Genomic DNA, 25,919 nt, shown 5'->3' on the forward strand with positions numbered 1-25,919 from the left:
TCCCCCCGTGGGAGCGCCCCGCCCCGCCGAAGCCCGAGGGCACCGCCGAGCAGCTCACTGCCCCGGCGGCGGAACCCCCCACCGGCTCGCCGCCGGAACCCCCCGCCGACTCGGCACCGACGCCCACCACCGCCGAGGCGCCCGCAGAGGGTGTCCGCCCGGCGATCTTGGACACTTCCGGTTCGCCTGAAACGGAAACTGTCCAAGATCCGCTGGGGGAGGGCGCCGCCACGCCGGGGGAGCCGGCCGAGGCCGTCCCCGCTGCCGGCGAGCCGGTCGAGGCCGTCCCCGGCGAGCCGGCCGAGCCGGTCTCCGTTCCGGGCGAGGCGGCCGCAGCCGGCGAAGCGGGGGAGCCAGCCGAGCTGATCTCCACCGCTGGGGAGCCGGCCGGCCGCGACGCCCTCGTCGGCGAGCGGCGGGCGGGCGAAAGCGGCGCGACTGGCGTACCCGGGAAGCGGGGGCGGCGGGCGACGCCCGCTCCGGAGCCCGCGCCGGTGCTGGACGACGCCGAGCTGCGCGGCGCGCTGGAGGCCATCCTGCTGGTGGTGGACCAGCCGGTCAGCGAGCTGACCCTGGCCCAGGTCCTCGAACAGTCCCCGGAGCGGATCGGCCCGATGCTCGACGAGATCGCGGCCGGCTACACCGCCGCCGGGCACGGATTCGAGCTGCGCCGGGCCGCGGGTGGCTGGCGTCTCTACACCCGCCCGGAATACGCGACCTACGTCGAGCGGTTCGTGCTGGAGGGCCAGTCGGTGCGGCTGACCCAGGCCGCGCTGGAGACCCTCGCGGTGATCGCCTACAAGCAGCCGGTGACCCGGTCGCGGATCTCCGCCATCCGGGGTGTCAACTGCGACGGCGTGATCCGTACGCTGGTGTCCCGGGGCCTGATCGAGGAGTGCGGCACCGAAGCGGACAGCGGGGCCTACCTCTACCGCACCACCACGATGTTCCTGGAGAAGCTGGGGCTGAACTCGGTGGACGACCTGCCGCCCCTGGCCCCTTTCCTCCCCGACGACGTAGAAGAGCTTGCCGATGCGACGCGATGACCGTGCCCCGAAACCCGACGCCCCTGTGTACGAGGGCGCCGAGCGCCTGCAGAAGGTGCTCGCCGCCGCGGGGGTGGGCTCGCGGCGCGCCTGCGAGGACCTGATCTTCCGGCGCCGGGTCACCGTCAACGGCCGCGTGGCCCAGCTCGGTGACAAGGCCGACCCGGCGCGGGACGTCATCCATGTCGACGGCGAACGGCTCCAGGCCGACGTCCGCCTGGTCTACGTGGCCATGAACAAGCCGCGCGGGGTGGTCACCACCATGGCCGACGAGAAGGGCCGCACCGAGCTCGCCGACTTCATCGGCGCGCGGCTGGAGCAGCGGGTCTACCACGTCGGGCGGCTCGACGCCGACAGCGAAGGTCTGCTCCTGCTCACCAACGACGGCACTCTCGCCCACAAGCTCATGCACCCGTCGTACGAGGTGCTCAAGACCTACCTCGCCGAGGTGGCCGGGCCGATCCCGCGCAACCTGGGCAAGCGGCTGACGGCCGGCGTCGAGCTGGAGGACGGGCCGGTGAAGGTCGACTCCTTCAAGGTGGTGGGCACCCTGGGCAAGACCGCCCAGGTGGAGCTGACCCTGCACGAGGGGCGCAAGCACATCGTCCGGCGCCTGATGGCCGAGGTGGGACACCCGGTGTCCCGACTGATCCGTACCTCGATCGGTCCGATCAGGCTCGGCGACCTGCGCACCGGGCGGCTGCGGCGGCTGACCAACGCGGAGGTCGCCGCCTTGTTCAAGGCGGTGGGTGACTGACCCCGTCGTTCGGGGTACGGCTCCCGGTAGGCTTCGACGCGGCCCGCGGGCCGGCGGGTGGCGTGGGTCGCCCCCGGCGGCGTACCGCGCGGCCGAACCCGCGCGGCGCGGGATGATTGACGATGAGGAACAACCGCTCAACGGCGCCGGAGGAACCGGCGACCCGCGAGGTACGGGCTGAGGAGGACAACGGTGGAGGAAAACGTACCGGCCGGGCGATGCGTGGTCGCTGTGGACGGGCCGTCCGGTTCGGGTAAGTCCACCGTGTCGCGGCGGCTCGCGGTCAGCCTCGGGGCCCGCTACCTCGACACGGGCGCCATGTACCGGGCGCTGACCTGGGCGGTCCTGCGCTCCGGGGTCGACCTGACCGACACCGAGTCGGTGGCCAAGGTCGCCGGCGAGGTCGACCTGCGTCTCGGCACCGACCCCCGGGGGTACGGCGTGACCGCCGACGGCGTCGACGTGGCCAAGGCGATCCGCGGTCCCGAGGTGACCGGCGCGGTCTCCGCGGTGGCCGCCGTGGGCGCCGTACGCGAGCTGCTGGTCGCCCGGCAGCGGCAGATGATCGCCGACGCCGGCCGGATCGTGGTCGAGGGCCGCGACATCGGCTCGGTCGTGGCACCCGACGCCGACCTGAAGGTCTACCTGACCGCCTCCGAGGCGGCCCGCGCCCAGCGGCGCAGCGCCGAGGACGCCGCCGACGTCGCGGCGACCGCCGCCGACCTGGCCCGCCGGGACAAGCTCGACTCGACCCGCAAGGTCAACCCGCTCCAGCAGGCCACCGACGCGGTCGTGCTGGACACCACCGAGCTGGGCATCGACGAGGTCGTCGCCCGGCTGCGCGCACTGCTCACCGAGCGGGGTGTGGCATGAGCGAGGACTTCGGGGGCTGGGTGGAGCTGCGCGAGCCGGAGCTCGAGGCCGGCGAGCCGACCGGCCCGCAGCCGGTGGTGGCCGTCGTCGGCCGCCCCAACGTGGGCAAGTCGACGCTGGTCAACAGGATCATCGGCCGCCGGCAGGCGGTCGTCGAGGACATCCCCGGGGTGACCCGGGACCGGGTGCCGTACGACGCCCAGTGGAACGGCCGGGCGTTCACCGTGGTGGACACCGGCGGCTGGGAGCCGGACGCCAAGGACCGGGCCGCGGCCATCGCTGCCCAGGCCGAGACGGCCGTCGCCACCGCGGACGTGGTGCTCTTCGTGGTCGACGCCATGGTCGGCTCGACCGACGTGGACGAGGCCGCGGTGAAGATGCTGCGGCGCAGCGCCAAGCCGGTGATCCTGATCGCCAACAAGGCCGACAACACCGCCATCGAGATGGAGTCGACCGCGCTCTGGTCGCTCGGCCTCGGTGAGCCGTTCCCGGTCTCCGCACTGCACGGCCGCGGCTCCGGCGACCTGCTCGACGCCATCATGGCGGCACTGCCCGAGGCGCCGAAGATCGTGGAGAACCGCCCGCGCGGCCCGCGCCGCGTGGCCCTGGTCGGTCGCCCCAACGTCGGCAAGTCCAGCCTGCTCAACCGCTTCTCCGGCGAGGAGCGGGCGGTGGTCGACGCGGTCGCCGGCACCACCGTCGACCCGGTGGACAGCCTGGTGGAGATCGGCGGGGAGACCTGGCAGCTGATCGACACCGCGGGCCTGCGCAAGCGGGTCGGCAAGGCCAGCGGCACCGAGTACTACGCCAGCCTGCGCACCGCCTCGGCGATCGAGGCGGCCGAGGTGGCCGTGGTGCTGCTCGACGCCAGCGAGGTGATCAGCGAGCAGGACCAGCGCATCCTCACCATGGTGGTGGAGGCCGGCCGGGCGCTGGTCATCGCGTTCAACAAATGGGACCTGGTCGACGGCGACCGCCGCTACTACCTGGACAAGGAGATCGACCGGGAGCTGCGCCGCATCCCCTGGGCGATCCGGCTGAACCTGTCGGCGAAGACCGGCCGCGCGGTCGACAAGCTCGCCCCGGCGCTGCACAAGGCGCTGGCGAGCTGGGAGACCCGCATCCCGACCGCGCAGCTCAACCAGTGGCTCACCGCCCTGGTGCAGGCAACCCCGCACCCGGTGCGTGGCGGCCGGGCCCCGCGCATCCTCTTCGCCACCCAGGCCGGCGTGGCCCCGCCGCGCTTCGTGCTCTTCACCACCGGCCCGCTCGACGCCGGCTACCAGCGGTTCGTCGAGCGCAAGCTGCGCGAGGAGTTCGGCTACGAGGGCACCCCGATCGACATCTCGGTCCGCCCCCGCAAGAAGCTCGGCCCGGGCGGCCGCGGCAAGGCCCACGGCTGACCCACCCTTCGAGAAGCCGCCGGGGTCCCATCCCCGGCGGCTTCTTTCCTAGGACGGTCTAGGGGGAGTGGCTCGCGGCACCGGTGGGGCCTGTGCGCGGGTAGGAGGATCTTGCGCTAAGCTGTACCGGCTGCCGCGGGGAACACCGCGCGGGGGCATCGGGACGTGGCGCAGTTTGGTAGCGCACTTGACTGGGGGTCAAGGGGTCGTCGGTTCGAATCCGGCCGTCCCGACGCAGGTCAGAGGCCATTCGGAATCTTCCGGGTGGCCTTTTCTGATCCTGTACAGCAGCGAAGTACTGCAACGGCTCATTGATCGAGGCTCTCGCCGAGCTTCCGCAGGGCCTCCCGGGTGGCCTTGGACGAGACCTGGCTGTAGATCTCCATCGTGATCGAGAAGTCGACGTGTCTGAGGATCGCCATGGCGACCCGGGGATGCACGTTTAGGTCGACCAGCAGGGAACCGCACCAAGTTGGCGGCGGGGCCGGAACCGGTTGGATGAGACGGGTTTGGGGGCGTGGTGGCGGAGCTGGTCAAGATCAGGAGGCTGACCGACCAGGAGGGTCAGCAGTTACAACGGATCGTGCGCCGGGGCAGCACCAACACAGTGCGCTATCGACGGGCGATGATGCTGCTGGCCTCGGCCGGCGGCAACCGAGTTTCAATGATCGCCCAGTTGGTGCAGGCCGACGAGGACACGGTGCGGGACGTGATCCACCGGTTCAACCAGATCGGCCCCGGCCTGCCTGGACCCTCGGTGGGCGGGAGGCCGTCCCCGCCTGCTCAGCCCTGACGACGAGGACTTCGTCGTCCAGACGGCCACCACCCGCCCGACCAAGCTCAGCCAGCCCTTCACCCGCTGGTCCATCCGCAAACTGCTCGCCTACCTGCGCAAGGTGCACGGCCGGGTGATCCGCATCGGCGGCGAGGCCCTGCGCTAACCCCGGGCCCAGTGGCGCCCGCAGGAGCGCGCGCAACCGACAGATGCGTCACAAGTGCGCGTTTTACGCGTTCGGGTCCCAGTCTGCGAGCTGCTCCATCGGCTCGGTGTCGCCGGTGGTCTCCAGGCCGTCGAGCGGGACGCGGTCGTAGAAGTAGAGGACCAGTTCGCTCGCTGCGCCTCGCATCGCCATGTCGCCCGGCTCCGCGTCGGCGGCGAGGTCGTCGCAGCGGACGCCGTCGGCGTTGAGGGTCAGGCGCCAGGAGCGGCCCTCGGTCGTGTGCAGGTCGATGGTCGCCGGCTTGAACGGCCAGGGGACGGTCGTCGCCGAGACGGTCGTCAGGAACTCGTCGACGCCCTCGACCGCGACGTCCGTCGGCAGCGGCTGTGCGGCCCCCTGGGTGAGCTGGGCGTCGTAGGTGTGGACGGCGATCTCCTGGATCTGGTGCCGGGCCACGGCTCCGCTGGTCTCCGGGGCCTGCGAGCGGCCCCACCAGGTCCAGCAGCCGCGGTCCGGGCCCGCCTCGCGCATCGCGTCGAGCATGAGCTCGGTCGACTCGGCGAGCCAGGCGTCCAGGGCTTCGCGGTCGCGGGGCGCGGTCGGGGCGCCCTTCGGGTCCGTCCTCGCCGGGGGCTCAGCGCCCGGGCCAGCCGCGATGATGGCGGCCTGGCGGCGGCGGCCGTCGCCGAGGTGCTGCGCCAGTTCGCGCAGCGTCCAGTCCGGGCAGGTCGGGACCTGGACGTCAAGGTCGGGGGCGGACGCGATCGCGGCGCGGAACGCGGCCGAGCGGTCTTCGATCAGCCGCAGGACCTCGGGGAACTCCAAAATGTTTTGCACCTCGGTTGTGTATCACTGCGCTCCGGCCGCCGGGTAGCGAATTTGTCGGACGAACGCGTCGACAGCCGGGCGGAGCGCCGGCGCCGAAGTCGTCCTGAAACTCCGCGCACTGCTCGCCAACGGCGACTTCGACCGCTACTGGACCTGCCATCTGGGCCAAGAGCACCAGCGCAGCCACCAGGCCCGCTACCAACTCGCTGCTTGACCTACGAAGTCACTCCCAGCAATCCGCACCCCTGGCCGATGTCAGCGGCCTGAGTAGTGTGCGGCCCGGCGGCGCCAGCGCCAGCTGTACCTCCGTGTGCGGGCCGGGTGCTGAAATTCCGAGGATGCGGGCCAGGGGCGACCCCACCCGATCCAATAGAAGACTACCAATGTATGGGCTGTCGGTGAACGATGGGGGAGGGGGGCGACCGGCTCGCCAGCGTCGAGGAAGCGATTGCGTTGTGCGCCGCCACTGCCGGCCGGACGGCAGCCGCGGGCCCTGGCACGACAGCCTCGGTCTCATCGAGCTGCAGGTAAAGCCGGTCATGTTGCGCAACGTTGCTTTGTTCACCGCCGCGCATTCGATGATGCGCGAATGAGAGCTGCCGGCCATCTCCAAAGACCCCTGGTCAGCACTATGGCAGCCCCGCGGTGAAAGCCCACGCAGCAGAGGTTGTGTTGGAACGTCTTGATAGCCTGTCAGTTCATGACGAACCGACAGAGTGTTCCCAGGCGAGCGGCGTTGGTCGCGGCTGGCGGCCTGGTCCTCGGAACGGTTGCCTTGGCGGATGGAGCCGGCGCAGTGGCCGCACCATCCGGGGCTCTCACCAAGGTGGCGAACGAACAGGAAATCCGAGCGCTCCTCGCACGGATCGATGCGGCGTGGAACGCGGCAGACGCGGTCGAGTTCGGGGCGAACTGGACGGAGGACGGCACCAACGTCAACCCGTTCGGCGTGCTTTTCGAAGGCCGCGCGAGCATTCAGGCTGACATCGCCGACAGCCTGGCCGGGCCGCTGAAGGGCAGCCAACACCGGCTCGAGGTTGGTGCCGTCTACTGGCCCCAACCTGGTACGGCGGTGGTCGACGGCGACGCCGAGATCAGCAACATGACCGGCCCGGACGGCGAGGCGTGGCCGCCGCTGCGGGCGAAGTTCACCGGGGTGTGCGTCAAGCACGGTCGGGAATGGTCGGTCGCCCACCTGCGGGCCTACGTCTTCCTCTCCGAGAACGGATGATGGCACTCCAGTAGGCCGGCGGCATCGGTGTCCCGGCTGGACGCCGGCGGTCACCGGCACACTCGTACGGGTGCCGGCGGAGCTCCTGATCCGCACGCTCTTGTAGCCGCTGGTGGCGGGTGGCGCCGGCGACGCGACAGGGCGCCCGCCGACCGCGGCCGGCGAGCTCAGTTGCAGCGATGCGGCACCGCGTTGGTCATCTCATCCGGCTACGTCGGTAGGCCACGATCGTGAGGGCGGCTGCGGCGCCGGCGGCCGCGAGCACCGGCACCACGGGTCTGGCGCGTACGGCGGTGCCGACCTTCGCCGTCAGGGCACGGGCGGAGGTTACCTCGGTGGACTCGGTCTTGCCGGTGGTCTGGGTGCTGGCTGAGGCCGAGCCGCGTGCCTTGGTCATGGCCTCACGGGTCTTCTGTTTGGCGGTCGTGGCGCGCTGGGAGGCCTTCTGGCTCCCTGTGCGGAACATCTGCGTTGCCGAGGTCTTCGCCGATTGGCTGGCCGTGGTCAAGCGCTGCCGGAGTCCACCGGCCGCTGAGGTGGCCTTGCCGCCGAGGCGGGTCTTGACGTCGGTCTTGGCTGCCAGGGCGGCGACGGTTTCCCCCAGCTCTGCCCGCGTGTGCTGGATGTCCTGCCGTACCTTGTCCGGATCGCTGCCTGGGCTTGCCGTGCTCATGGCCGCCTCCGACCTGCCGCGCCGCGTATCGTCTCGATGTCTGCTTGCACGCTGTCCCTGGTCGCTGTCGGCGTGGCTGGCATGGCTTTGGTGACCTGCTTCTTTCCGCGTCGCGCCGCTATCGCAGCGGCGATGAACAGGATGACGGCGACGATGAGGGCGGCCAGCGCGTCCGGCATGAACGCGCCCAGGAGGAGCACCACTGCGGCGACGACGGCACCGACGCCGTAGAAACCGAGCATGGCGCCGCCGCCGAGCAGCCCAGCGCCCATGCCTGCCCGCTTGCCCTTGGCGGTCATTTCCGCACGGGCCATCGTCAGCTCGTCCCGGACCAGCCGAGTGATCTGTTCGGTGGCGCGCTGCACCAGTTCAGCGACCGGCGTGTCGGCAGAGGCAGCGCCAGAGCTGCCGCTGGAATCTTCTGGCATACGTGCCCTCACTAGTTCTCGCGTACCTGAGTGCCGCAGACGCCAACGACGGTGATGTGGTTGGCCGAGTCCGACTGATGCTGCACCGGGTCAGACTCGCTGCACCGCCGGCGTTTTCACTGAGACCGGCGAGGGTTCGTCGGGTCGCCCGTCCGGCGGCGGCAAGGCGGTGTCTCCCAGATGGCCGGCGACATCACCCGTCGGCATCTCACCCACCTGCTTGCGACGTCGCAGTGTCAGCGCGCCCGCCGCCCCGGTCAGCGCCCCCACCCCGAACGCAAGGATCACGTTCGCCGAATGCTTGAGTGGCTCCTGCGCGACATGATCGCTCCCTGAACCCAACGTGTCCGCATGGCCTTGATTGTCCGACTCGACCCCCAAGGTCATGCACCTAATCGGCAGACTTATATGGCAGCCGCGGGCCACCACAATTCCGGCCGCCATGTGAGCCGCCGTTTGAGCCCTATGAGGGGCGACCATGAGTGAGACTGGAGTTGCGGCCTGGCGGTGGCCGCCAAGGGGACTCGGGACCGCAGAGCGATTACGATCACGTCGTTCCACCGCCGGTGGGATGACGAGTCGGACGGTTCAGTAACCGAGCGCAGAGTGCAGCAGAGTCACAGCCTGCGGTGGAGTTCGCTGGCTCGGGATCCAGCATTGATGGCCGTGGGCCAGCCGCGGACGGTGGGCCCGCCTGGTGGGACCCGTGCCTGGCGGTTGCGGTCGACATCGCCGCACCGGACACGTCGATCGTGGCTTTCAGGAGTAACAGGTGAGCGACACAAGTCTTGACGCCCGCAGTGAGCGGGGCAGTGAGTACGCTGACCTGTCCCGCCTGGTGCGGGGTGCTGGGCTCCTCCACCGGCGGCCCGGCTACTACGCGTGGCGCATGGGGTTGGTGCTCGGTTGTCTCGGCGTCACGGGCGTGGTGTCGGTCCGGCTCGGCCAGTCGTGGTGGCAGACCGTGGTCGCGGTGTTTCTTGCGGTGATCTTTGCTCAGGCGGGGTTCATCGGCCACGACGCCGGGCATCGGCAGATCTTCCGCTCCCGCCGCGCGAACGACGTGGTTGGCCTGTTGTTCGGTAACCTGCTGATCGGTCTCAGTTACGGCGGGTGGGTGGACAAGCACAACCGGCATCACGCCCATCCCAACACTGAGGGCCAGGATCCGGACATCGCGGTGGCGGCCTTGTCGTTCACTTCCGGGCAGGCCGAAGCGCGGCGCGGTCTTGGCGCGGTGTTCGTCCGGCACCAGGCCACGCTGTTCTTCCCGCTGCTGCTGCTGGAGGGTCTGCACCTACACGCCAGCGGCGTCAAGGCGGTGTTCCGCCGAGGCCGGGTCAAGCACCGCCGGGTCGAGGCCAGCCTGCTCGCCCTGCACATCGGCGGCTATCTCACGGCCGTGTTCCTGCTCCTGGACACCTCGCAGGCGATCGTGTTCGTTCTGGTCAACCAGGGCCTGTTCGGCTTGTACCTGGGTTGCTCGTTCGCACCCAACCACAAGGGCATGCCCATCCTTGACCGAGCCGACAGCCTCGACTATCTGCGGCGGCAGGTGCTGACCTCTCGCAACGTACGTGGTGGATGGCTCGTCGACGGCCTGCTGGGCGGGCTCAACTACCAGATCGAGCACCACCTCTTCCCCAGCATGCCCCGACCGAACCTGCGCCGCGCCCAGCCCCTGATCCGCCAGTTCTGCCTTGAGCGTGGCGTCTCCTACCACGAGACCACGCTGCTCCAGTCGTGGGCGCAGGCGCTGCGGCACCTGCGGACAGTCGGCAGGCGACAGACCCGACCGTCAACCGGCAGAAGCTGAACCTGGACCTACTGTCGCCGCTCGAACGGCCCCTGCCAGGCCCTCCAACATCGTCCAGCCCGTCGCCATGGCACATCCGGATCCGGTGGCTATCCGGCCTGCCCACTTCACGAAGTTCCGCGACCACATGGGGGCGTGCCTGGATCCACGCCGGCAGAATCTCCCGCGCCCCATCCAGGTTCCCCCGAGTGCGGTGGCATCCGCTAAGCCCGCACACATGAGATCCCGGCCGCCATCCCGAGGGATCGGCGCTCGATCGCGCCAGGACCCGAAGTGAGTTAACGATTTCTCGTCGCCGCCGGCTCCTCCTGGCCGTGCCGACACCCGCCCTCATCAGGCGTTACGCCAGCATGCCAGCGTGCGTGCTCCGACCCGGTAGGGGAGGACGCCGACTGATCGGTCTTGATTCGGAAATCGATTGCTGGAACAGTGGCGCCATGAAGGTTGCGGCCGTCCTGGGCGTCGACATCGGCACATCGAGCAGCAAGGGTGTCCTCGTCGACGCCGACGGCCGGGTTCTCCGCTCCGCGACCCGCGCACACGAGGTGAGCCGCCCCCGACCGGGCTGGGTGGAGATGGACGCGGACGTCTGGTGGCAGGAGTTCGTCGCACTCAGCCGTGAGCTCCTCGCACCCGGCGACGCCGACGTCGTCGCCGTCGGGGTGAGCGGCATGGGTCCGTGCGTGCTGCTCACGGACGCCGCGAACGCCCCGTTGCGCCCGGCCATCCTCTACGGCGTCGACACCCGCTCGACCCGGCAGATCGCGCGCCTCACCGAGCGGTTCGGCGCGGAGGAGATCCTCCGGCGGTGCGGCTCGGCACTGTCCAGCCAGGCGGCGGGCGCCAAGGTGGCCTGGGTGGCCGACAACGAACCGGAGCTCTTCGCCCGGGCCCGGCGGCTCTTCATGCCCAGCTCGTGGCTCGCGTGGAAACTCACAGACCACTACGTGCTCGATCAGCACTCCGCCAGCCAGTGCACACCGCTCTACGACACCGAGAGCCAGGACTGGTACGCGCCGTGGGCCGACGAGATCGCACCCGACCTGGCCCTGCCGCCGCTGCGCTGGCCCGGCGAGGTGGCCGGGACGGTGACGTCGCGCGCGGCGGCAGAGGCGGGGCTGCCGGCGGGCGTCCCGGTGGTCACCGGCACCATCGACGCCTGGTCGGAGGCGATCAGCGTGGGCGCCCAGGGCGTCGGCGACCTGATGCTGATGTACGGCACCACGATGTTCCTCGTCCACACGGTGACCGCCCGCCTCACGAACCCGTCGCTGTGGGGCACGGTCGGCGCCCTGCCGGGGACGCGGAACCTCGCCGGCGGCCTGGCCACCTCGGGCGCGATCACGGCCTGGCTGCGGGAGCTGTTCGGCTCGACCAACTATCCCGAGCTGCTCCGGCTGGCCGAGGCCTCCGGCCCGGGCGCGAAGGGGCTGCTCATGCTCCCGTACTTCGCGGGCGAGCGCACCCCCATCCTGGATCCGCGGGCCCGGGGCGTCGTCGCCGGTCTCACCGTCTCGCACACCCGCGGTGACCTGTACCGCGCCGCGCTCGAGGCGACCGCTCTCGGCGTACGTCACAACATCGAGACGATCGAGGCGAGCGGTGGTGACATCCGGCGGGTCGTGGCGGTCGGCGGCGGCACCCAGGGCGGGTTGTGGACCCAGATCGTCTCGGACGTCACCGGACGTCCCCAGGTCATCCCGTCGCAGACCATCGGCGCGAGCTACGGAGCGGCGTTCCTCGCCGCGCAGATCGGGTGGCCCATCTCGATCGAGGCGTGGAACCCCGTCAAGGAGATCCGGCAGCCCCGGGCGGAGCTGGCCGCCGACTACGACGAGCTCTACGGGCTCTACCGGGAGCTCTACACGAGTTCCAAGCGGGTCGCGCACGCGCTCGCTGCACGTCAGGACCGTCTCATGGCCGCCGGCCCGCCGGCGGCCAGCGCCACCCCACGCACCGAAGGAGTCGCCCCATGACCAGTTACCCGCTGCCCGTGCTGGCCGAGCCGCCCGTCGCGGCGCCCGGCACCGTCTACACGGTGGCCAGTGGCGATCTCCGGCCCCGCGCGAACGTCACGTGCTGGCCCACGCAGCAGCAACTGGAGGCCGACCTCACGGCAGCGGTCAACGCGCTCGGCTGGAAGGTCGAGCGTGGCCACGCGTTCGATCCGGACAAGGGCCACGGTTTCATCGACAGCCAGCGGGCCGGCATCGAGGTCTTCAAGCGCATCCCGGTCGACGCGCCGCTCATCCTGGTCGAGGCGGTCTGGCAGTACAGCCACCACGTCCTGGCCGGCCTGCGCAGCCACCGGGGGCCGATCCTCATCGTGGCCAACTGGAGCGGCGAGTTCCCGGGCCTGGTCGGCCTGCTCAACCTCACCGCGAGCCTCACCAAGGCGGACGTGCGGCACTCCGCGCTGTGGAGCCGGGACTTCACCGACGACTGGGCGGTCAACGGGCTGCGCACCTGGCTGGAGACCGGCGAGCTGCGCCACGACACCAGTCACGTCCGCGAGCTGCCGGCCCTGCCGGACGACCGGGAGGTCGAGCTCGGTCGCGCCCTGGCCGCGCAGCTGGCCCGGGAGAAGGCCATCATCGGCGTCTTCGACGAGGGTTGCATGGGGATGTACAACGCGATCTTCGACGACGAGCTGATCAACCCACTGGGCATTTACAAGGAGCGGCTGTCGCAGAGCGCGCTGGTCGCCGAGATGGCACGGGTCTCCGACGAGGAGGCCCACACGGTCCGCCGGTGGCTGGACGAGGCCGGGATGACCTTCCACACCGGCACCGACGAGGCGACCGAGCTCACCGACGCCCAGCTGACGAGCCAGTTCAAGATGTACATCGCGGCCCTGCGCATCGCGGACGACTTCGGCCTGGACGCGGTCGGCATCCAGTACCAGCAGGGGCTGAAGGACACCGTCCCGGCCAGCGACCTCGCCGAGGGGCTGCTCAACAACGTCCAGCGGCCACCGGTGCGCAGCCGCGACGGCAGCCGGGAGCTCTACGCGGGCGCGCCGCTGCCGCACTTCAACGAGGTCGACGAGGGGGTGGCCGTCGACTCGCTGGTCACCAACCGCATCTGGACCGCCATGGGCCTCGACCCGGCCACCACCCTGCACGACATCCGGTGGGGGGAGACCTACGGCGACGACTTCGTCTGGGTGTTCGAGATCTCCGGCTCGGTGCCGGCGTCCCACAACGGTGGGTACGACAAGTCCTACAGCATGCGGCAGCCGCCGATGTTCTTCCCGCTCGGCGGCGGCACGCTGAGCGGGGTCTCCAAGCCGGGCGAGATCGTCTGGTCGCGGGTGTTCATCATGGACGGCGGGCTGCACGTCGACCTCGGTCGCGCGACCGTCGTCGAGCTTCCGGAGGAGGAGACCCGGCGCCGGCTGGAGGCCACGAACCCGCAGTGGCCGATCATGCATGCCGTGCTGCACGGGGTCGGCCGCGATCAGCTGATGGCCCGCCACAAGGCCAACCACGTGAACGTCGCCTACGCCCCGGACGCGGAGACCGCCGACCGGGCGCTGCGGGTGAAGGCCGCGATGTTCGCCGAGCTCGGCGTCCAGGTGCACCTCTGCGGCGACGTCAACCTCTGAGTACCCGCTCGACGACCCGGCCGGTGGTGGGGCCCGGCCGGGTCGCCGGGCCCGAGCGCGGCCGCCTCCGGCCGAGGCGCTGGGGTGGTGATGAGGGGTCCGGGGAGCCTGAGGTTGGTGCAGGCTCCCGGTCTCCCCGCGTCTGCGTGCCGGCGAACGGTCAGCTCGGGCGGGTGGAGCTGTCGCGCACCTGGAGCCCGGTGCTGAGCGTGACGGTCGACGGCGGCCGCGACGGGTTGGCGATGCGCTCGGTCAGCAGCCCGGCGGCGGCGCGTCCGAGGTCGTAGGTCGGCTGGGAGACGGTGCTCAGCGACGGCCGGACCAGGTGGGCCCAGGGGATGTCGTCGAATCCGACCACCCCGACCTCGTCCGGCACCCGGATGCCGCGGTCGACGAGGCATTCGACGGCGCCCACGGTCATCAGGTTGTTCGTGGCGAAGACGCTGTCGGGCGGGTTGTCGCCGTCGAGCAGCGAGGCCATCGCCCGGTAGCCGCCCTCCTCGCGGAAGTCCGCGTACCGCACGAGGGCGTCGGTCGCCTCTCGCCCGCGCGCCCGCAGCGCGCGCTGGTAGCCCCGGAGTCGCTCGGCGGCCGTGGAGATCCGGCGGGGGCCGGTGATGCAGGCGACCCGCTGGTAGCCGTTGTCGAGCAGGTGCGTGGTCGCCAGCTCCGCCCCGTGCACGTTGTCGACGAGCACCGTGTCGATGGTGACGCCGCGCAGCTGACGGTCGATCGCCACGACCGGGATGCGGGCCTCGACAAGCCGGTTGATCACCGTCGAACGGCCCGACGTGGAGATGATGACGCCGGCCATCCGTTCGGCGAGGACCGCCGCGATGTACCGGGACTCCTTCTCCGGGTCCTCGTCGGTGTTGCACAGGACCACGGAGTAGCCGGCGCTCTGCGCGACGTCCTCGACCCCGCGCACCATCGAGGTGAAGAAGGGGTTGCCGATGTCGGAGATGATGACCGCCCAGAGGCTGGTCTGGCTCAGGCGCAGGTTGCGGGCGACCGCGTTGGGACGGTAGTCGAGGTCCTGCATCGCCTGGTGTACGCGAGCGGCCATGACTGGATCGACGGTGGTACGGCCGTTCAGCACCCGCGAGACCGTCGCGGGCGAGACCTGAGCCTGCCGCGCCACGTCGTAGATCGTCGCCATTCGCCTCCATCCGATGGATTCCTACGCTGACAAGCCCCAGAACGAGTGCCCGCTCCCCGCACCGTCGCCGGTGCGGGGACTGGGCATCTTACGGGCGGAAAATGACGGAATAGTCACGGGCTTTCCGCACCGGCGCTCGACACACGCCGTGCCGAGCGCCGACACGTTCAGCCGTCGAGCATCACCTGGAGGGCGTCGCCCCGACCGACCACGACCTCGGCGTCCAAGGTAACGAGAATGCGCCCGTCCCGGCACGACCAGTCATGCGGCAGCGTGCGATTGCCCAGACGTACGGTCACGTGTGCCGGGGAACGGGTCACCGCGAGAGCGACGCTGGACACCCGGAGGCGGCCGTAGCGGACCTCGACCGTACCGGTGAGGTGCCCGCCGTGGCGCTCCTGCCGGAACAGGCCCCACCCCTCCGCCGTCGTGAACGCGGCGGCGAACCTGTCGGGGCTGATCCGGGGCGCGAACCCGATGTGGCCGCGGGGGCCGTGGTGTTCGAATCCGCAGGCCGCCAGGTAGACACCGTGGCTGGCCATGGCCCGGGCGTAGTGGTCGCCGCACTCGATCTCGTTGTACGGGTTGCGCTTGCCGGCGGCGTACCGCTCGTGCACGGCCCGGGTGAGGGTGAGCCCTTCCTCGACCAGGCCCTCCTGGAGCATGTGCGCCGCGACCTGGTACTCCTGGCCGGTCCACACCTCGTTGAAGTACATGGCGGCCCAGCTCGCCGGGGTCCCGGCCGCGGTGTCGGCGCCACCGTGCGGCCAGGTGGTCATCAGCATGCCGTACTCGTGGTCCATCGCGAACCAGCGTCCGCCCGGGATGACGCTGCCCTCCCGGTAGGCGGCGTGGTCGGGTGTGAAGTTGTACCGGTAGAGGCTCTTCAGGGCGCTGACGGCCTGCTCCGCGGGCACGACACGGGGGAGCCCGAGCTGACCGGCGAGGCTCTGCCCGAAGAGCTGGTCGATGTGGCATCCCCGATTGCTGTTGATCACGTCGGCGTGGGCCGGGTCGACCTCCTGGATGAAGTACTCGCCGTTGAAGAGTTCCGCGGACAGGTGCCGGCTGCCGGAATCGGCGAGGGCCCGGCACCGGTCGGCGAACTCGGCCTGGCCCACCTCGTCGGCCATCGCCGCGCCCGCTCGCAGGGCCGCGACGTACATGCCGGTGATCCAGGCGATCTGGCCGTACCAGGTGGTGTCGAGCGTGTTCGGCTGCGGGCCGTCGAGCGTGCCGTCCGGGCCCGCGTCGTGTTCCATGATCCATTCCAGCGCGCGCCGTAGCCGGGACCAGTTCAGCCGCAGGTAGGTGTCGTCCGGCGCGGTCAGGTGCTCCCGGTAGCAGCGCAGGATCGTGCCGCACTGGCCGTCGGTGGCCCAGCCCATGTCGGCCTCGGCGCGGTTGCCGATCTGGCCCGTGTCCGGGTGGAATCCGATGCCGAGATCCACCCTGCTGCGGGTGTCGCGTTCCAGCTGGGGGAAGAGCCGGGCGATGGACTGGGCGTAGTTCCACACGTGCTCACAGGTGCCCGGGCAGCAGTACACCCCCTCCCAGCCGTAGAACCGTCCGTCGTCGAACAGGTAGCAGGTGTTGGTGGCGAGCGTCGACGCGGGAGCCAGGGTGCGCTCCAGGAACCAGTGCGGCAGGGTGGCGTCGGTGTACCAGGTCTTCACCCAGGTGCGGGTGTCGGCCTCCAGCCGCTCGAGGTCGTGGGCGACGTGTTCCACCACCGCCCGGGCGTCGGCGAACCGGGTCGCGTAGTGCCGGCGCAGGCTGTCCGAGCCGCGCAGGAAGCCGAGCGAGACGCGGTCCGGCACGGGGAAGTGCCAGCCGAGCACGAATCGCACGCTGCGGCTCTGGCCGGGCGCGAGGCGGACCGCCACGCTCACCGATCCGGCCTGCCCGGCCAGCGAGCCGTCCACCTCCGCGGGGCCGGCCTCCGCCGCGAACACCTCGTCGAGGGTGTCCCACCCGGCGAGCGACGGGCGGGTCACCGCCCGGCCGTCGAGCGCGGCGAGGACGAGCGTGCCGTTGTCGGGCACCTGGTCCAGCGGCCGGGTGTCCGTCGGCACGTCGCTGAACACGATGCGGTCGACGTTGACGTGCCCCCACCCGCCGGTGTCCGCGTCCACGATCTCGATGACCGCCGTGCGGCCCTGGTACGCGGACAGGTTCATCGTCGCCACGCTGACCGGCTCCGCGTCGCGGCCGGCCACGCTGGCCACCAGCGCGCCGTCCACCAGCAGGTTCACGCACGTGCTGTCGCGGTGGCTCCCGCCGCCCACGGCCACGTTGACGTAGCGGCGCTCGACGGTGAACGGCCGGCTGGTCAGCTTTCCGGTGGCGGCGTCGGCCCGGCCCGAGTCGCCGCCGGAGCCGCGGAAGTCGTGCGACGTCACGAACCGCTGCCCCGACGCGCCGAGATCGCCGAAGCGCTTCATGTAGTCCGGCACCGACGAGACCAGCACCGGGCCGGCGCCGAACGCGGTGCCCTCGACGGTCCAGCCGTCGTAGGTGTCGCGCTCCCAGTCCTCGAACACGATCTCCGGGCGGGGCGCCACGTCGGTGAACACGATCCGGTCGACGTTGACGTGGCCCCACCCGCCGGTGTGGGCGTCGACGACCTCGATGACCGCGGACTTCCCCTCGTGTGCGGAGACGTCCAGGTAGACGCTGTGCATCGCCTCGGCATTGCGGGCGGTCGCCGTGGCGACCACCGCGCCGTCGACGAGGACGTTGACGCAGGTCTGGCCGGGGTGGCTGCCGCCGCCGATGGACAGCCGGATCGACTTGCGCGAGACCGTGAACGGGGCGCTGGTGAGCTTGCCGGTCGGCGCGTCGGCCCGGCCGATGTCGCCGTTGGCCCCACGGAAGTCGTGCGAGGTGACGAATCGCTGTCCGGTCGCGTTGAGCGGCCCGCCGCCCTTCATGTAGTCCGGGATCTCGGAGACCAGCACCGGGCCGGCGCCGAAAGCGTCGCCCTCGACGGTCCAGCCGTCGTAGGTGTCCCGCTCCCAGTCCTCGAAGACGACGTCGGGGCGGTCGGCCGTCTCGGTCTGCTCGGCGGCTGAGAACCGGACTCCGCGCAGCGACCGGTCGCCGAACGCCATCGACCGCAGGATGATCCCGCGCTGCGTCCTGGTGTCCAGACAGGCGGGATTCTCGACGTAGCCGAGCAGGGTGGCGTCCACCGTCCGGTCCGACGTGTTGCGCAGCGTGTACGCCAGCACGGTCGCCGGCAGCGTCGAGTCCGCGACCGACAGCGGCACGAACGGCGAGAACGCCTCCAGGGTCACCTCGACCGGGGCGTCGGCGGCCCGGTACCGGACCGTGCCGATGGGGTACTGCCCGGTGAAACGCACCTGATCAAAGCCGGTGGCGTCGATTGCGCGGGTCTCGACCCGTCCGCCCGACCGGGTCCGCAGCGCGAAGCCGTGCCGGAGGGGCGAGGCGGGCTGGCGAGGGCTCGCGTACCCGACGTCGGTGGTGCCGGCCGCCGGTCGGTTGAAGATGTCCCAGTTCCACAGCCGCCCGTCGCCGCCGAGGTACAGCTGGCCGGTGGCGCCACCGCCGACCGGCATGCCGAGCCAGCGGAGGTCGGTGCCCTCGTAGCTGGTCGGCTCGCCCCGGCCGTACAGCGCCGTGGACCAGTCGGGTGGCAACGCCTTGTCGACCGGTACGGCGATCAGCCGATCCTCGGGTACGCCGAGGGCGGCGGCGGCTTCGGCCCGGGAGCCGGCGAGCACGGTGCCGGCGGTGAGGCCGAGGGAGAGGGTGAGGAACTGTCGGCGGTTCGGGCTGCAGGCGTTGCCGGGACAGCACTGGTCGTACGAGTGGTCTGCCATGGGTGCTCCTGACGGTCAGGCCGGTGTGGCCGGGAGACGGTGCACGGGGCGGGGGTAGGACGGCGCGAAGGCGTTCGCCGGGCCGGGCCGGGCGGCGGCGCCGGCCGCGAGGTCGGCGTCGTAGGCGGCGGCCCGTACCAGTGATTCGAGGTCCGCCGGTGGGCAGGTGGCGCGGACGTTGACCAGCACGGTGGCGCGGGCCACCGGCGGCTCGTCACGCCTGGCGGGCTCCTGCCGCGGTGGGTCCCCGGCGGCCACGACGCTCATGCGGATCAGTCCGGCGGGCGACTGGACGGCGAGTTTGGCGTGACCGATGACGTCTCCCCGCCGGGCGCAGGCGGCGGAGAGCGATTCGAGGGCGACGTGTGCCCAGCGTCGCGCGGAGAACCCGCCGTCGGCCGAGACGTGCCACACCTGGTTGAGCCAGCTCAGCCGCGCCTCCGCCGCGGCGTACCGGTCGTAGTCGACGTCCAGGTCCACGTCCCGGCCGCGCGGTGGGTCGCCGGTCCACCGCGCGACGAGCTCATCGACGTGCTCGCCGCGGCTTGCGCTGTAGCCGAGGACGTCGGCGTCGGGGTAGCCGCGCCGGATCTGGTCGAGCAGCGCGTTGAACTCGGCGCGGGGCAGGGCGTCGGACTTGTTGACCGCGATGAGGTTCGCCTCGGCGAGCTGGCGGTCGAACAGGTAGCCGAGGTCGCCGTCGAGCGCGCCGATGCGGGCCGGATCGACGATCGTGGTGAGGGGAGCCAGCGTGAGGCGGTCGCCGTAGCGGGCCCGCAGGGGGCGGACGACCGTCGCCTGCAGGTCGGTGCAGCTGCCGACGGCCTCGGTCAGGATGGTGTCGGCCCGCCCGGTGTCGAGCAGGTCCGTCACCAGGTCGGCGAGGTCCTCGAAGCGGCAGCAGAAGCAGCCGCCGGTCACCTCGCCGACGTCGGGCACGGCGTCCCGGGCCAGTTGGGTATCGACCAGGTCGCTGCCCTGGTCGTTGGTGATGACCGCGACCCGGCCGCCGCGTGCGGTGAGCAGCCGTCCGGCGGCCAGCATGGTGGTGGTCTTGCCAGCGCCGAGGAATCCGGTGAGGACGACGAGTCGGGGCACGGCTGCCCCCTCCCAGCGCTCCGCGAGGTCGCGGTGCGCTTTCGTGAGCGAGAAATCGTTTGCTCGGTTCTGATCGAGGACCATAGGAGCGGCGGGTGGGGCTGTCAACGTCGAACCGCCGCCGACCTCGCCGTCAGCACTGGAGGATTGACCGCCGCGCGACGGCTGCCTAACCTGATCGCAACTGCAGCGAGAAATCGATTCCTTGTCTGCCGCACCTCACGGCCCGCCCCACCCACCGATGTGGAAGGCGACTCATGACACCCACCACCCGCGCACCACGTACCTCGCCCAGGCGGCTGCTCGGCGCCGCCGCCGCGGCGACGCTCATCGCCGGCTCGGCCGTCGTCGGTCTCACCGCGCCGGCCTCGGCCTCCACCGGCCCGACCACGAACGGCCCCGTCGGCTGGGACGTCTACCGCCGACTCGACCGGCTCCCGGAACTCACCGACGGAGCCCGGGCCTACCAGTTCTCCAGCTTCGACCGCAGCGGCGGCAACGACGACGGCTTCTCCGGCCGGTACTCGTGCCTGCGCACCAGCGCCGACGGCTGCGTCATCGCCGAGGCGACCGGCGCCGGCGAGATCGACTCCATCTGGTTCACCCGCGACGAGGGCAACGTCTCCGCGACGGGCACCATCAAGGTCGTCCTCGACGGAAAGACCGTGCTCGACGCCAAGCTCCAGGATGTCGTGGACGGCAAGCTCGGTGCCCCCTTCGTCTACCCGGTGGTCGCCAACGCGGCGCAGAGCTCCGGCGGCGTCTACATCAAGGCGCCCATGACCTACCGCAGCTCGATGCTGGTCACCACCGAGAAGAACCCGATCTTCCACCACGTCTCCTACCGGAAGTTCACCACCCCGGACGGCGTTAGCACCTTCGACCCCAGCGACCGAGCCGAGGACGTCATCGCGCAGCTCAAGGCCGCCGGCACCCGCGACCCCAAGCCCGCCCAGCCGGGCGCCACGGCGACCGAGCGCGCCTTCGCCGTCCCCGCGGGCGGCCGGGCGACCCTCGCCAGTGGCGTGGGCCCCGGCGCGATCACCGCACTCCAGCTGAAGATCCCGCAGCTCGTCGGCGCGCCCCAGCCGATCGCCGACGACGGCCGCGCCTTCGGCCCCGGCGGGGGCAGCGAGTTCACCGTCGCCGTCGACCCGGCCAACACCGGCGTACGGCTCACCCGCCGGCTCGACCCGCACATCGGGCACCAGCGGGCGCGGATCCTGGTCGACGGCGTACCGGTCGCTGAGTGGCCCGCCAACGACCCGGTGCCGTTCGGCACCTGGCTGGACCAGACCGTCGAGCTGCCGGCGAGCGCCACGGCCGGCAAGGCGAAGTTGACCATCCGCAACGAGTTCGTCTCGTCCGACCTCGACGTCAACGAGTTCACGTACTGGGTGGACAGCCTCGTCTCCGGCGTCGCGAAGCGCACCGACACCGTCGACCTGGGCCCGGCGCACACCGACGTCGAGGCGGCGCACGCCTACCGGATCACGGCGCAGACCTGGCAGGGCAGCAACACCTCCTCCTACCCGGCCGACGACGAGCGCAAGGCGGCCGTCGCCGCGTCCGACGCGGTACTGCGTGGCACCCGGCTGCGCATCTCGTTCGACGGGAAGACCACCGTCGACGCCCCGCTCGGCGAGTTCTTCGGCACCGGCCTCGGGCTGCACTCCGTCCGGTCCCTGATGTTCGGCGTCGACCCGGCGACCGCGACGCTGTCGGCCTGGTGGCCGATGCCGTACCGGTCGCGCTGGTCGATCGAGCTGCGCAACGGGTCCGACGTGGCGATCAAACCGTCGGTGGCCACCGTGACCACCGCGGCGTCCGCCCGCTGGGCCGCGGCCCTGCGACCGACCAGCGACACCGGCTACTTCCGGGCGACCGCGACCAGCGCCGACACCACGCCGGGAGCGGACCACCTCTTTCTCGACGTCGCGGGGCGGGGGAAGTTCGTGGGCGTCACCCACACCATGGAGGGGCACATCCCCGCCGGCAACCAGCGGAACTACCTGGAGGGTGACGAGCGCGTCTACGTGGACGGCGCACAGAGCCCGAGCATCCACGGCACCGGCACCGAGGACTTCTACGAGAGCGGCTGGTACTTCAACCACGGCACGTTCTCCGCGCCGATGAACGGCAACCCGGCCCACGAGGTCGCCAACTACGGCTGCCAGTACGACTGCACCGGGGCGTACCGGCTCACGCTCGCGGAGTCGGTGGCGTTCTCGACCGGACTGCGGTTCGGCATCGAGCACGGCCCGGGCGACCAGGACCCGGCCCGGTACGGCTCCACCGCCTACTGGTACGGCCAGGACACCGTCGGGCAGCGCTGGACGGACACGGTCGATGTGGGCGACACCGCCAGCGAGGTGGCCCACCAGTACGCCTCCGGCGGTGACCGGACGGTGCTCACGGCGACCTTCGAGGGCGACGACGGCGCGCCCCGACCGGCGACCGACGACGTCCGTGCCTCCAGCGACCCGATCCGGTTCCGGGTGGCCCTCGACGAGGACAACGCGGGCGCGGTCCTGCGCCGCGTCGGCGACCAGTCGGCCGGGTACCAGTCGGTGGCCGTCCAGGTCGACGGGCGTGACGCCGGCACCTGGTCGCAGCCGCTGGCCAACACGTCGCACCGGTGGCTGGAGGACGAGTACCGGCTCCCGGCCGCGCTCACCCGGGGCCGGGACGCGGTGACCGTCACCCTGACGCCGACCGCCGGTGCTCCGGCCTGGTCCGCCGCCCGGTACGCGGTGCTCAGCCTGGTCACCCCGTTCACCGACGACCAGCCGCCGGGCGCGGTCAGCGGGCTCACCGCCACCAGCGGCACGACCAACGCCGTGACCGTGGCCTGGCAGCCGGCCCCCGACGACGTCTACGCCCCCCGGTACGAGGTGTTCGCCTCCCGCCAGGCGGACTTCACGCCGGGGCCGGACAACCGCGTCGGCACCACGACCCGCCCCAGCTTCGAGCACGCGGGTCTGGGGCTGCGCGAGACCTGGTACTACCGGGTGCGCGCGGTGGACGCGGCCGGCAACGCGGGGCCGTACTCGCCGACCGCCTCGGCCACCACCGGCGACACACTGCGGATCGAGGGTGAATCGCTCCTGCCCGCGGTCAGCGCCGACGCGCCGGCGGACCCGCAGGGCGACTGCTGCGGCATCCACTGGTCGCAGAGCGCGCAGCTGTGGTTCCACGCGAACGGGCCGAACCAGAGCGTCACCGTCAACTTCACCGTGCCCACCACCGGGACCTACGACCTGCGCCTCGTGCAGACGCTGGCCCGGGACTACGGCACCAACACGGTGGCCATCGACGGCGCCCGGATCGGGCCGGCCTTCGACGCGTACCACTCGCCGGAGGTGGTCGTGAGCGACCCGCTCGACTACGGCCGGAGGGAGCTGACGGCGGGCCGGCACACGCTCACGCTCACCGTGACCGGCAAGGCCGCCGCCTCGGTCGGCTACCTCGCTGGGCTCGACTACGTCGAGGCGCGGCTCGTCTCGTGACCGACCGGAGCCGCCGGGTCCACCCGGGCCCGGCGGCTCCGGCCCGACCCGCAGCTGACCCGCAACGACCCACGAGGTGCCGCATGACAGAAAGCCCGCTGGTCCGGATGACCGGCATCGGCAAGCGGTTCGGCGGTGTGCACGCCTGCCGCGACATCGACCTCACCGTCCGCGCGGGTGAGGTGCACGCGCTGCTCGGCGAGAACGGCGCCGGCAAGTCGACACTGATCAACATCCTCTCCGGCGTGATCACCGAGTACGACGGCACCATTGAGGTCGAGGGGCAGCCGGTGAGCTTCGGCGGCCCGGCCGGCGCCCAACGCGCCGGCATCGCCACGATCCACCAGGAGCTCGACCTGGTGGCCGGGCTGTCCATCGCGGAGAACATGTTCCTCGGGCGCGAGCCGCGCACCCGGGTGGGCACCGTCGACCTCCGGCGGATGCGCCGGCAGGCCACGGACCACCTGCGTACGCTCGGCGCCGACCTCGACCCGCGGCGGCTCGTCGGGTCGTTGCGCGTCGGCGAGCAGCAGCTGGTCGAGATCGGCCGGGCGCTGTCGCTGGACGCGCGGGTGCTGATCATGGACGAGCCGACCGCCGCGCTGGCGGACGCCGAGGTCGAACGCCTCTTCGCGACGATCGCGGAGCTGCGCCGGGCCGGCGTCGGCATCGTCTACATCTCGCACCGGATGGCGGAGATCGAGGTCGTCGCGGACCGGGTCACCGTGCTGCGCAACGGCAGCGTCGCGGGCAGCGTCGACCCGAAGACCGCCTCCCGCGACGACATCATCCAGCTGATGGTCGGCCGGTCGGTCGACGCGCTCTACGGAGAGGGGCGCAACGAACCCGGGGACGTGCTGCTCGACGTACGCGGACTCGCCGTGACGCCACGCCGGCCGACACCCGGGCGGACCGAGCCGGCCGGGGTGGACCTCACGGTGCGCTCCGGCGAGATCGTCGGACTCGCCGGTCTGATGGGCGCGGGCCGTACCGAACTTCTCGAGACGCTCTTCGGTGCCGGGGCCTCCGGCCCCCGGGACGGCCAGGTGACGATCGACGGCCGCCGGTACCGCCCGCACGGCCCACGGTCGGCCCTGGCGCGCGGGGTGGCGTTCGTCCCCGAGGACCGGCGTGGCGCCGGACTGATGCTCGAGCACTCGGTGACCGACAACGTCGTGCTCTCCGCGTTGTCGTCGCTGACGACGCTCGGCCTCGTACGCCGGCAGGCGGTGAAGCAGACGGTGGCCGGGCAGCTCAGGGCCCTGGCGGTGAAGGCGGCCTCGCCAGCGGTCGCCGCCGCCACGCTCTCCGGCGGCAACCAGCAGAAGGTCGTGTTCGCCAAGCAACTGCTGACGCGACCGCGGCTGCTGCTGCTCGACGAGCCGACCAGAGGCGTCGACATCGGGGCCAAGGCCGAGATCTACCGGTTGCTGCACCAACTCGCCGACACCGGCATGGCGATCCTGCTGGCCTCGTCCGAACTGCCGGAGCTGCTCAGCCTCTGTGACCGGGTGGTCGTCCTGCACCGCGGTCGCACCGTGGCCGCGCTGCCCCGCGCGTCCGCCACCCAACAAGCGATCCTCGCCGCGGCCAACGGGGACGATGCCAAGGAGGCCCGATGAACCCGCCCAGCCCCACCGCCGTCGCCGAAGCGCCGCCCGAGACACCGCCCCGCCGCCGGCCGATCCGGCTGCCGCGGGACCGGCACGCGATCGTCGACAGCTTCTTCCGGTTCCAGAGCCTGTTCGGCCTGGTCGCCGTCTTCGTCATCGCGATCGCCGTGTCGCCCGTCCGCAACGGCGAGAACGTCTTCCTCAGTTCCGGGAACCTCGCCAACATCGTCCGGGCGGTCTCGGAGATCGGCATCATCGCGGTCGGGATGACGTTCGTGATCCTGATCGGCGGGATCGACCTCTCCGTCGGGGCGGTGCTCGGGCTCGCCGCGGTCGGGTCGGCCACCCTGATGGTCGACAGCGGCATGGGCATCCTGCCGACGGTCCTGATCGTGCTGTTCATCGGCGCCGCGTTCGGCGCGACCCAGGGCGCGATCGTCGCCCGGCTCGGCATCCAGTCGTTCATCGTCACCCTCGCCGGCCTGCAGGCGGCCCGGGGTATCGCCCGGATGTGGTCCGGCGGGCTGGGCATCCCCATCGCCTACGGCGACGGGCCGCAGGAGGCCCCGGAGGCGTTTTCGATGCTGAGCGGGTCGATCAACGGGATCCTCCCGGTGCCGGCCCTGCTGTTCCTCGCCATCGGCGTCGGCGCGCTGCTGGTGCTGCGCAGCACGGCCTTCGCCCGGCACGTGTACGCCATCGGCGGCAACGAGAAGGCCGCCCGGCTCTCCGGCGTGCCGGTGCGCCGCATCCGCATCACCGTCTTCGCGATCTCCGGCCTGCTCGCCGCGCTGGCCGGGATCATCCACGCCGGGCAGCTCAACCAGGGCAGCCCGAACGACGGCGCCGGCTACGAGCTGGACGCGATCGCGGCCGTGGTCATCGGCGGGACGAGCCTCGCCGGTGGCAGTGGATCGATGGGCGGCACCATCGCCGGCGCGCTGCTGCTCGGGATCCTCAACAACATCCTCGCTCTCAACAACATCGACGCGAACGTGCAGCTGGTCGTCAAGGGCCTGGTCATCGTGGCTGCCGCCGCGCTGCAGAAGCTACGTCCCCGCATCGCCTGACCCACCACCCAACGGAGGA

20 protein-coding genes, 1 tRNA gene and 1 pseudogene are annotated in these 25,919 nt (G+C 71.4%); 14 read left to right on the forward strand and 8 right to left on the reverse strand.

Annotation, left to right across the window (positions count from 1 at the left end):
- Nucleotides 1–212: 212 nt before the first annotated feature.
- The 5 genes from scpB to AC0OLQ_RS12945 all read left to right on the forward strand — a co-directional run bounded on the left by scpB (nucleotide 213) and on the right by AC0OLQ_RS12945 (nucleotide 4,312).
- Entirely contained in the window at nucleotides 213–1,046 is an 834-nt protein-coding gene (gene scpB / locus AC0OLQ_RS12925; protein ID WP_484532340.1) for an SMC-Scp complex subunit ScpB, read from the forward strand.
- The gene (locus AC0OLQ_RS12930; RefSeq protein ID WP_357340798.1) at nucleotides 1,033–1,803 is read left to right on the forward strand and encodes a pseudouridine synthase; all 771 of its coding nucleotides are present in this window, start codon (nucleotides 1,033–1,035) and stop codon (nucleotides 1,801–1,803) included. The genes scpB and AC0OLQ_RS12930 overlap by 14 nt, the downstream gene beginning before the upstream one ends.
- A 192-nt stretch (nucleotides 1,804–1,995) precedes the next feature.
- Entirely contained in the window at nucleotides 1,996–2,676 is a 681-nt protein-coding gene (cmk, locus tag AC0OLQ_RS12935) for a (d)CMP kinase (RefSeq protein WP_357340801.1), read from the forward strand.
- The gene (gene der / locus AC0OLQ_RS12940; protein ID WP_357340805.1) at nucleotides 2,673–4,079 is read left to right on the forward strand and encodes a ribosome biogenesis GTPase Der; all 1,407 of its coding nucleotides are present in this window, start codon (nucleotides 2,673–2,675) and stop codon (nucleotides 4,077–4,079) included. Before cmk ends, der begins: the two co-directional genes overlap by 4 nt.
- Before the next feature lie 159 nt (nucleotides 4,080–4,238).
- Nucleotides 4,239–4,312, forward strand: a tRNA-Pro gene (locus tag AC0OLQ_RS12945).
- Nucleotides 4,313–4,387: 75 nt separating this feature from the next.
- On the opposite strand, the pseudogene AC0OLQ_RS12950 reads toward AC0OLQ_RS12945, so the two are convergent.
- Nucleotides 4,388–4,546 (reverse strand): annotated as a pseudogene (locus tag AC0OLQ_RS12950) (site-specific integrase); the annotation flags it as partial.
- A gap of 50 nt (nucleotides 4,547–4,596) precedes the next feature.
- Here AC0OLQ_RS12950 and AC0OLQ_RS12955 point away from each other — a divergent pair.
- Together AC0OLQ_RS12955 and AC0OLQ_RS12960 are read left to right on the forward strand one after the other, a co-directional pair.
- Nucleotides 4,597–4,872: a helix-turn-helix domain-containing protein gene (locus AC0OLQ_RS12955; protein ID WP_484531500.1), complete on the forward strand. Its 276-nt coding sequence runs from the start codon at nucleotides 4,597–4,599 to the stop codon at nucleotides 4,870–4,872.
- Nucleotides 4,859–5,020, forward strand: coding sequence for a hypothetical protein (locus tag AC0OLQ_RS12960; RefSeq protein ID WP_484532341.1), 162 nt, complete (start codon nucleotides 4,859–4,861; stop codon nucleotides 5,018–5,020). Before AC0OLQ_RS12955 ends, AC0OLQ_RS12960 begins: the two co-directional genes overlap by 14 nt.
- Nucleotides 5,021–5,083: 63 nt before the next feature.
- Here the strand turns inward: AC0OLQ_RS12960 and AC0OLQ_RS12965 are convergent, their stop codons facing one another.
- Entirely contained in the window at nucleotides 5,084–5,857 is a 774-nt protein-coding gene (locus AC0OLQ_RS12965) for a maleylpyruvate isomerase N-terminal domain-containing protein (protein ID WP_357340810.1), read from the reverse strand.
- A gap of 691 nt (nucleotides 5,858–6,548) precedes the next feature.
- On the opposite strand from AC0OLQ_RS12965, the gene AC0OLQ_RS12970 reads away from it, so the two are divergent.
- On the forward strand, nucleotides 6,549–7,079 hold the full coding sequence (locus AC0OLQ_RS12970) for a YybH family protein (RefSeq protein WP_484531501.1): 531 nt from the start codon (nucleotides 6,549–6,551) through the stop codon (nucleotides 7,077–7,079).
- A gap of 196 nt (nucleotides 7,080–7,275) precedes the next feature.
- Here the strand turns inward: AC0OLQ_RS12970 and AC0OLQ_RS12975 are convergent, their stop codons facing one another.
- The 3 genes from AC0OLQ_RS12975 to AC0OLQ_RS12985 all read right to left on the reverse strand — a co-directional run bounded on the left by AC0OLQ_RS12975 (nucleotide 7,276) and on the right by AC0OLQ_RS12985 (nucleotide 8,567).
- Nucleotides 7,276–7,752, reverse strand: coding sequence for a DUF3618 domain-containing protein (locus AC0OLQ_RS12975; protein WP_484531502.1), 477 nt, complete (start codon nucleotides 7,750–7,752; stop codon nucleotides 7,276–7,278).
- Nucleotides 7,749–8,180 carry a phage holin family protein gene (locus tag AC0OLQ_RS12980; protein ID WP_357340825.1) on the reverse strand — a complete coding sequence of 144 codons (432 nt, stop codon included), beginning with the start codon at nucleotides 8,178–8,180 and terminating at the stop codon, nucleotides 7,749–7,751. Before AC0OLQ_RS12980 ends, AC0OLQ_RS12975 begins: the two co-directional genes overlap by 4 nt.
- Before the next feature lie 90 nt (nucleotides 8,181–8,270).
- On the reverse strand, nucleotides 8,271–8,567 hold the full coding sequence (locus AC0OLQ_RS12985; protein WP_484531503.1) for a hypothetical protein: 297 nt from the start codon (nucleotides 8,565–8,567) through the stop codon (nucleotides 8,271–8,273).
- A gap of 385 nt (nucleotides 8,568–8,952) precedes the next feature.
- Here AC0OLQ_RS12985 and AC0OLQ_RS12990 point away from each other — a divergent pair, with 385 nt between their 5' ends.
- The 3 genes from AC0OLQ_RS12990 (at nucleotide 8,953) to AC0OLQ_RS13000 (ending at nucleotide 13,603) form a co-directional block, all read left to right on the forward strand.
- On the forward strand, nucleotides 8,953–9,996 hold the full coding sequence (locus AC0OLQ_RS12990; protein WP_357340827.1) for a fatty acid desaturase family protein: 1,044 nt from the start codon (nucleotides 8,953–8,955) through the stop codon (nucleotides 9,994–9,996).
- A 437-nt stretch (nucleotides 9,997–10,433) separates the two neighbouring features.
- Nucleotides 10,434–11,972 (forward strand): FGGY-family carbohydrate kinase, encoded by a 1,539-nt coding sequence (locus tag AC0OLQ_RS12995; RefSeq protein WP_484531504.1) that lies wholly within the window; start codon nucleotides 10,434–10,436, stop codon nucleotides 11,970–11,972.
- Entirely contained in the window at nucleotides 11,969–13,603 is a 1,635-nt protein-coding gene (locus AC0OLQ_RS13000; protein ID WP_484531505.1) for a fucose isomerase, read from the forward strand. Before AC0OLQ_RS12995 ends, AC0OLQ_RS13000 begins: the two co-directional genes overlap by 4 nt.
- Nucleotides 13,604–13,763: 160 nt before the next feature.
- Here the strand turns inward: AC0OLQ_RS13000 and AC0OLQ_RS13005 are convergent, their stop codons facing one another.
- The 3 genes from AC0OLQ_RS13005 to AC0OLQ_RS13015 all read right to left on the reverse strand — a co-directional run bounded on the left by AC0OLQ_RS13005 (nucleotide 13,764) and on the right by AC0OLQ_RS13015 (nucleotide 19,708).
- On the reverse strand, nucleotides 13,764–14,762 hold the full coding sequence (locus tag AC0OLQ_RS13005; protein ID WP_357340838.1) for a LacI family DNA-binding transcriptional regulator: 999 nt from the start codon (nucleotides 14,760–14,762) through the stop codon (nucleotides 13,764–13,766).
- 167 nt (nucleotides 14,763–14,929) lie between these two features.
- Complete coding sequence (locus AC0OLQ_RS13010) at nucleotides 14,930–18,610, reverse strand: GH116 family glycosyl hydrolase (RefSeq protein WP_484531506.1); 3,681 nt, start codon at nucleotides 18,608–18,610, stop codon at nucleotides 14,930–14,932.
- 15 nt (nucleotides 18,611–18,625) lie between these two features.
- Nucleotides 18,626–19,708 carry a GTP-binding protein gene (locus AC0OLQ_RS13015; RefSeq protein WP_484531507.1) on the reverse strand — a complete coding sequence of 361 codons (1,083 nt, stop codon included), beginning with the start codon at nucleotides 19,706–19,708 and terminating at the stop codon, nucleotides 18,626–18,628.
- A 257-nt stretch (nucleotides 19,709–19,965) separates the two neighbouring features.
- Between AC0OLQ_RS13015 and AC0OLQ_RS13020 the strand changes: the two genes are divergently transcribed.
- The 3 genes from AC0OLQ_RS13020 (at nucleotide 19,966) to AC0OLQ_RS13030 (ending at nucleotide 25,900) form a co-directional block, all read left to right on the forward strand.
- Nucleotides 19,966–23,217, forward strand: a complete 3,252-nt coding sequence (locus AC0OLQ_RS13020) for a DUF2961 domain-containing protein (RefSeq protein WP_484531508.1) — start codon at nucleotides 19,966–19,968, stop codon at nucleotides 23,215–23,217.
- An 83-nt stretch (nucleotides 23,218–23,300) separates the two neighbouring features.
- Nucleotides 23,301–24,839 (forward strand): sugar ABC transporter ATP-binding protein, encoded by a 1,539-nt coding sequence (locus AC0OLQ_RS13025; RefSeq protein ID WP_357340847.1) that lies wholly within the window; start codon nucleotides 23,301–23,303, stop codon nucleotides 24,837–24,839.
- Nucleotides 24,836–25,900: an ABC transporter permease gene (locus AC0OLQ_RS13030; protein ID WP_357340850.1), complete on the forward strand. Its 1,065-nt coding sequence runs from the start codon at nucleotides 24,836–24,838 to the stop codon at nucleotides 25,898–25,900. Before AC0OLQ_RS13025 ends, AC0OLQ_RS13030 begins: the two co-directional genes overlap by 4 nt.
- The last annotated feature ends 19 nt before the right edge of the window (nucleotides 25,901–25,919 follow it).

The organism is Micromonospora sp. Utrum1 (assembly GCF_057197805.1).

What these genes read in the sequence shown, in the direction of transcription:
- AC0OLQ_RS12930 (WP_357340798.1), top strand. Translation starts at nt 1,033, where the DNA reads ATGCGACGCGATGACCGTGCCCCGAAACCCGACGCCCCTGTGTACGAG.
- der (WP_357340805.1), top strand. Translation starts at nt 2,673, where the DNA reads ATGAGCGAGGACTTCGGGGGCTGGGTGGAGCTGCGCGAGCCGGAGCTC.
- AC0OLQ_RS12970 (WP_484531501.1), top strand. Translation starts at nt 6,549, where the DNA reads ATGACGAACCGACAGAGTGTTCCCAGGCGAGCGGCGTTGGTCGCGGCT.
- AC0OLQ_RS12975 (WP_484531502.1), bottom strand. Translation starts at nt 7,752, where the DNA reads ATGAGCACGGCAAGCCCAGGCAGCGATCCGGACAAGGTACGGCAGGAC.
- AC0OLQ_RS12980 (WP_357340825.1), bottom strand. Translation starts at nt 8,180, where the DNA reads ATGCCAGAAGATTCCAGCGGCAGCTCTGGCGCTGCCTCTGCCGACACG.
- AC0OLQ_RS12985 (WP_484531503.1), bottom strand. Translation starts at nt 8,567, where the DNA reads ATGACCTTGGGGGTCGAGTCGGACAATCAAGGCCATGCGGACACGTTG.
- AC0OLQ_RS12995 (WP_484531504.1), top strand. Translation starts at nt 10,434, where the DNA reads ATGAAGGTTGCGGCCGTCCTGGGCGTCGACATCGGCACATCGAGCAGC.
- AC0OLQ_RS13000 (WP_484531505.1), top strand. Translation starts at nt 11,969, where the DNA reads ATGACCAGTTACCCGCTGCCCGTGCTGGCCGAGCCGCCCGTCGCGGCG.
- AC0OLQ_RS13005 (WP_357340838.1), bottom strand. Translation starts at nt 14,762, where the DNA reads ATGGCGACGATCTACGACGTGGCGCGGCAGGCTCAGGTCTCGCCCGCG.
- AC0OLQ_RS13010 (WP_484531506.1), bottom strand. Translation starts at nt 18,610, where the DNA reads ATGGCAGACCACTCGTACGACCAGTGCTGTCCCGGCAACGCCTGCAGC.
- AC0OLQ_RS13020 (WP_484531508.1), top strand. Translation starts at nt 19,966, where the DNA reads ATGACACCCACCACCCGCGCACCACGTACCTCGCCCAGGCGGCTGCTC.
- AC0OLQ_RS13025 (WP_357340847.1), top strand. Translation starts at nt 23,301, where the DNA reads ATGACAGAAAGCCCGCTGGTCCGGATGACCGGCATCGGCAAGCGGTTC.
- AC0OLQ_RS13030 (WP_357340850.1), top strand. Translation starts at nt 24,836, where the DNA reads ATGAACCCGCCCAGCCCCACCGCCGTCGCCGAAGCGCCGCCCGAGACA.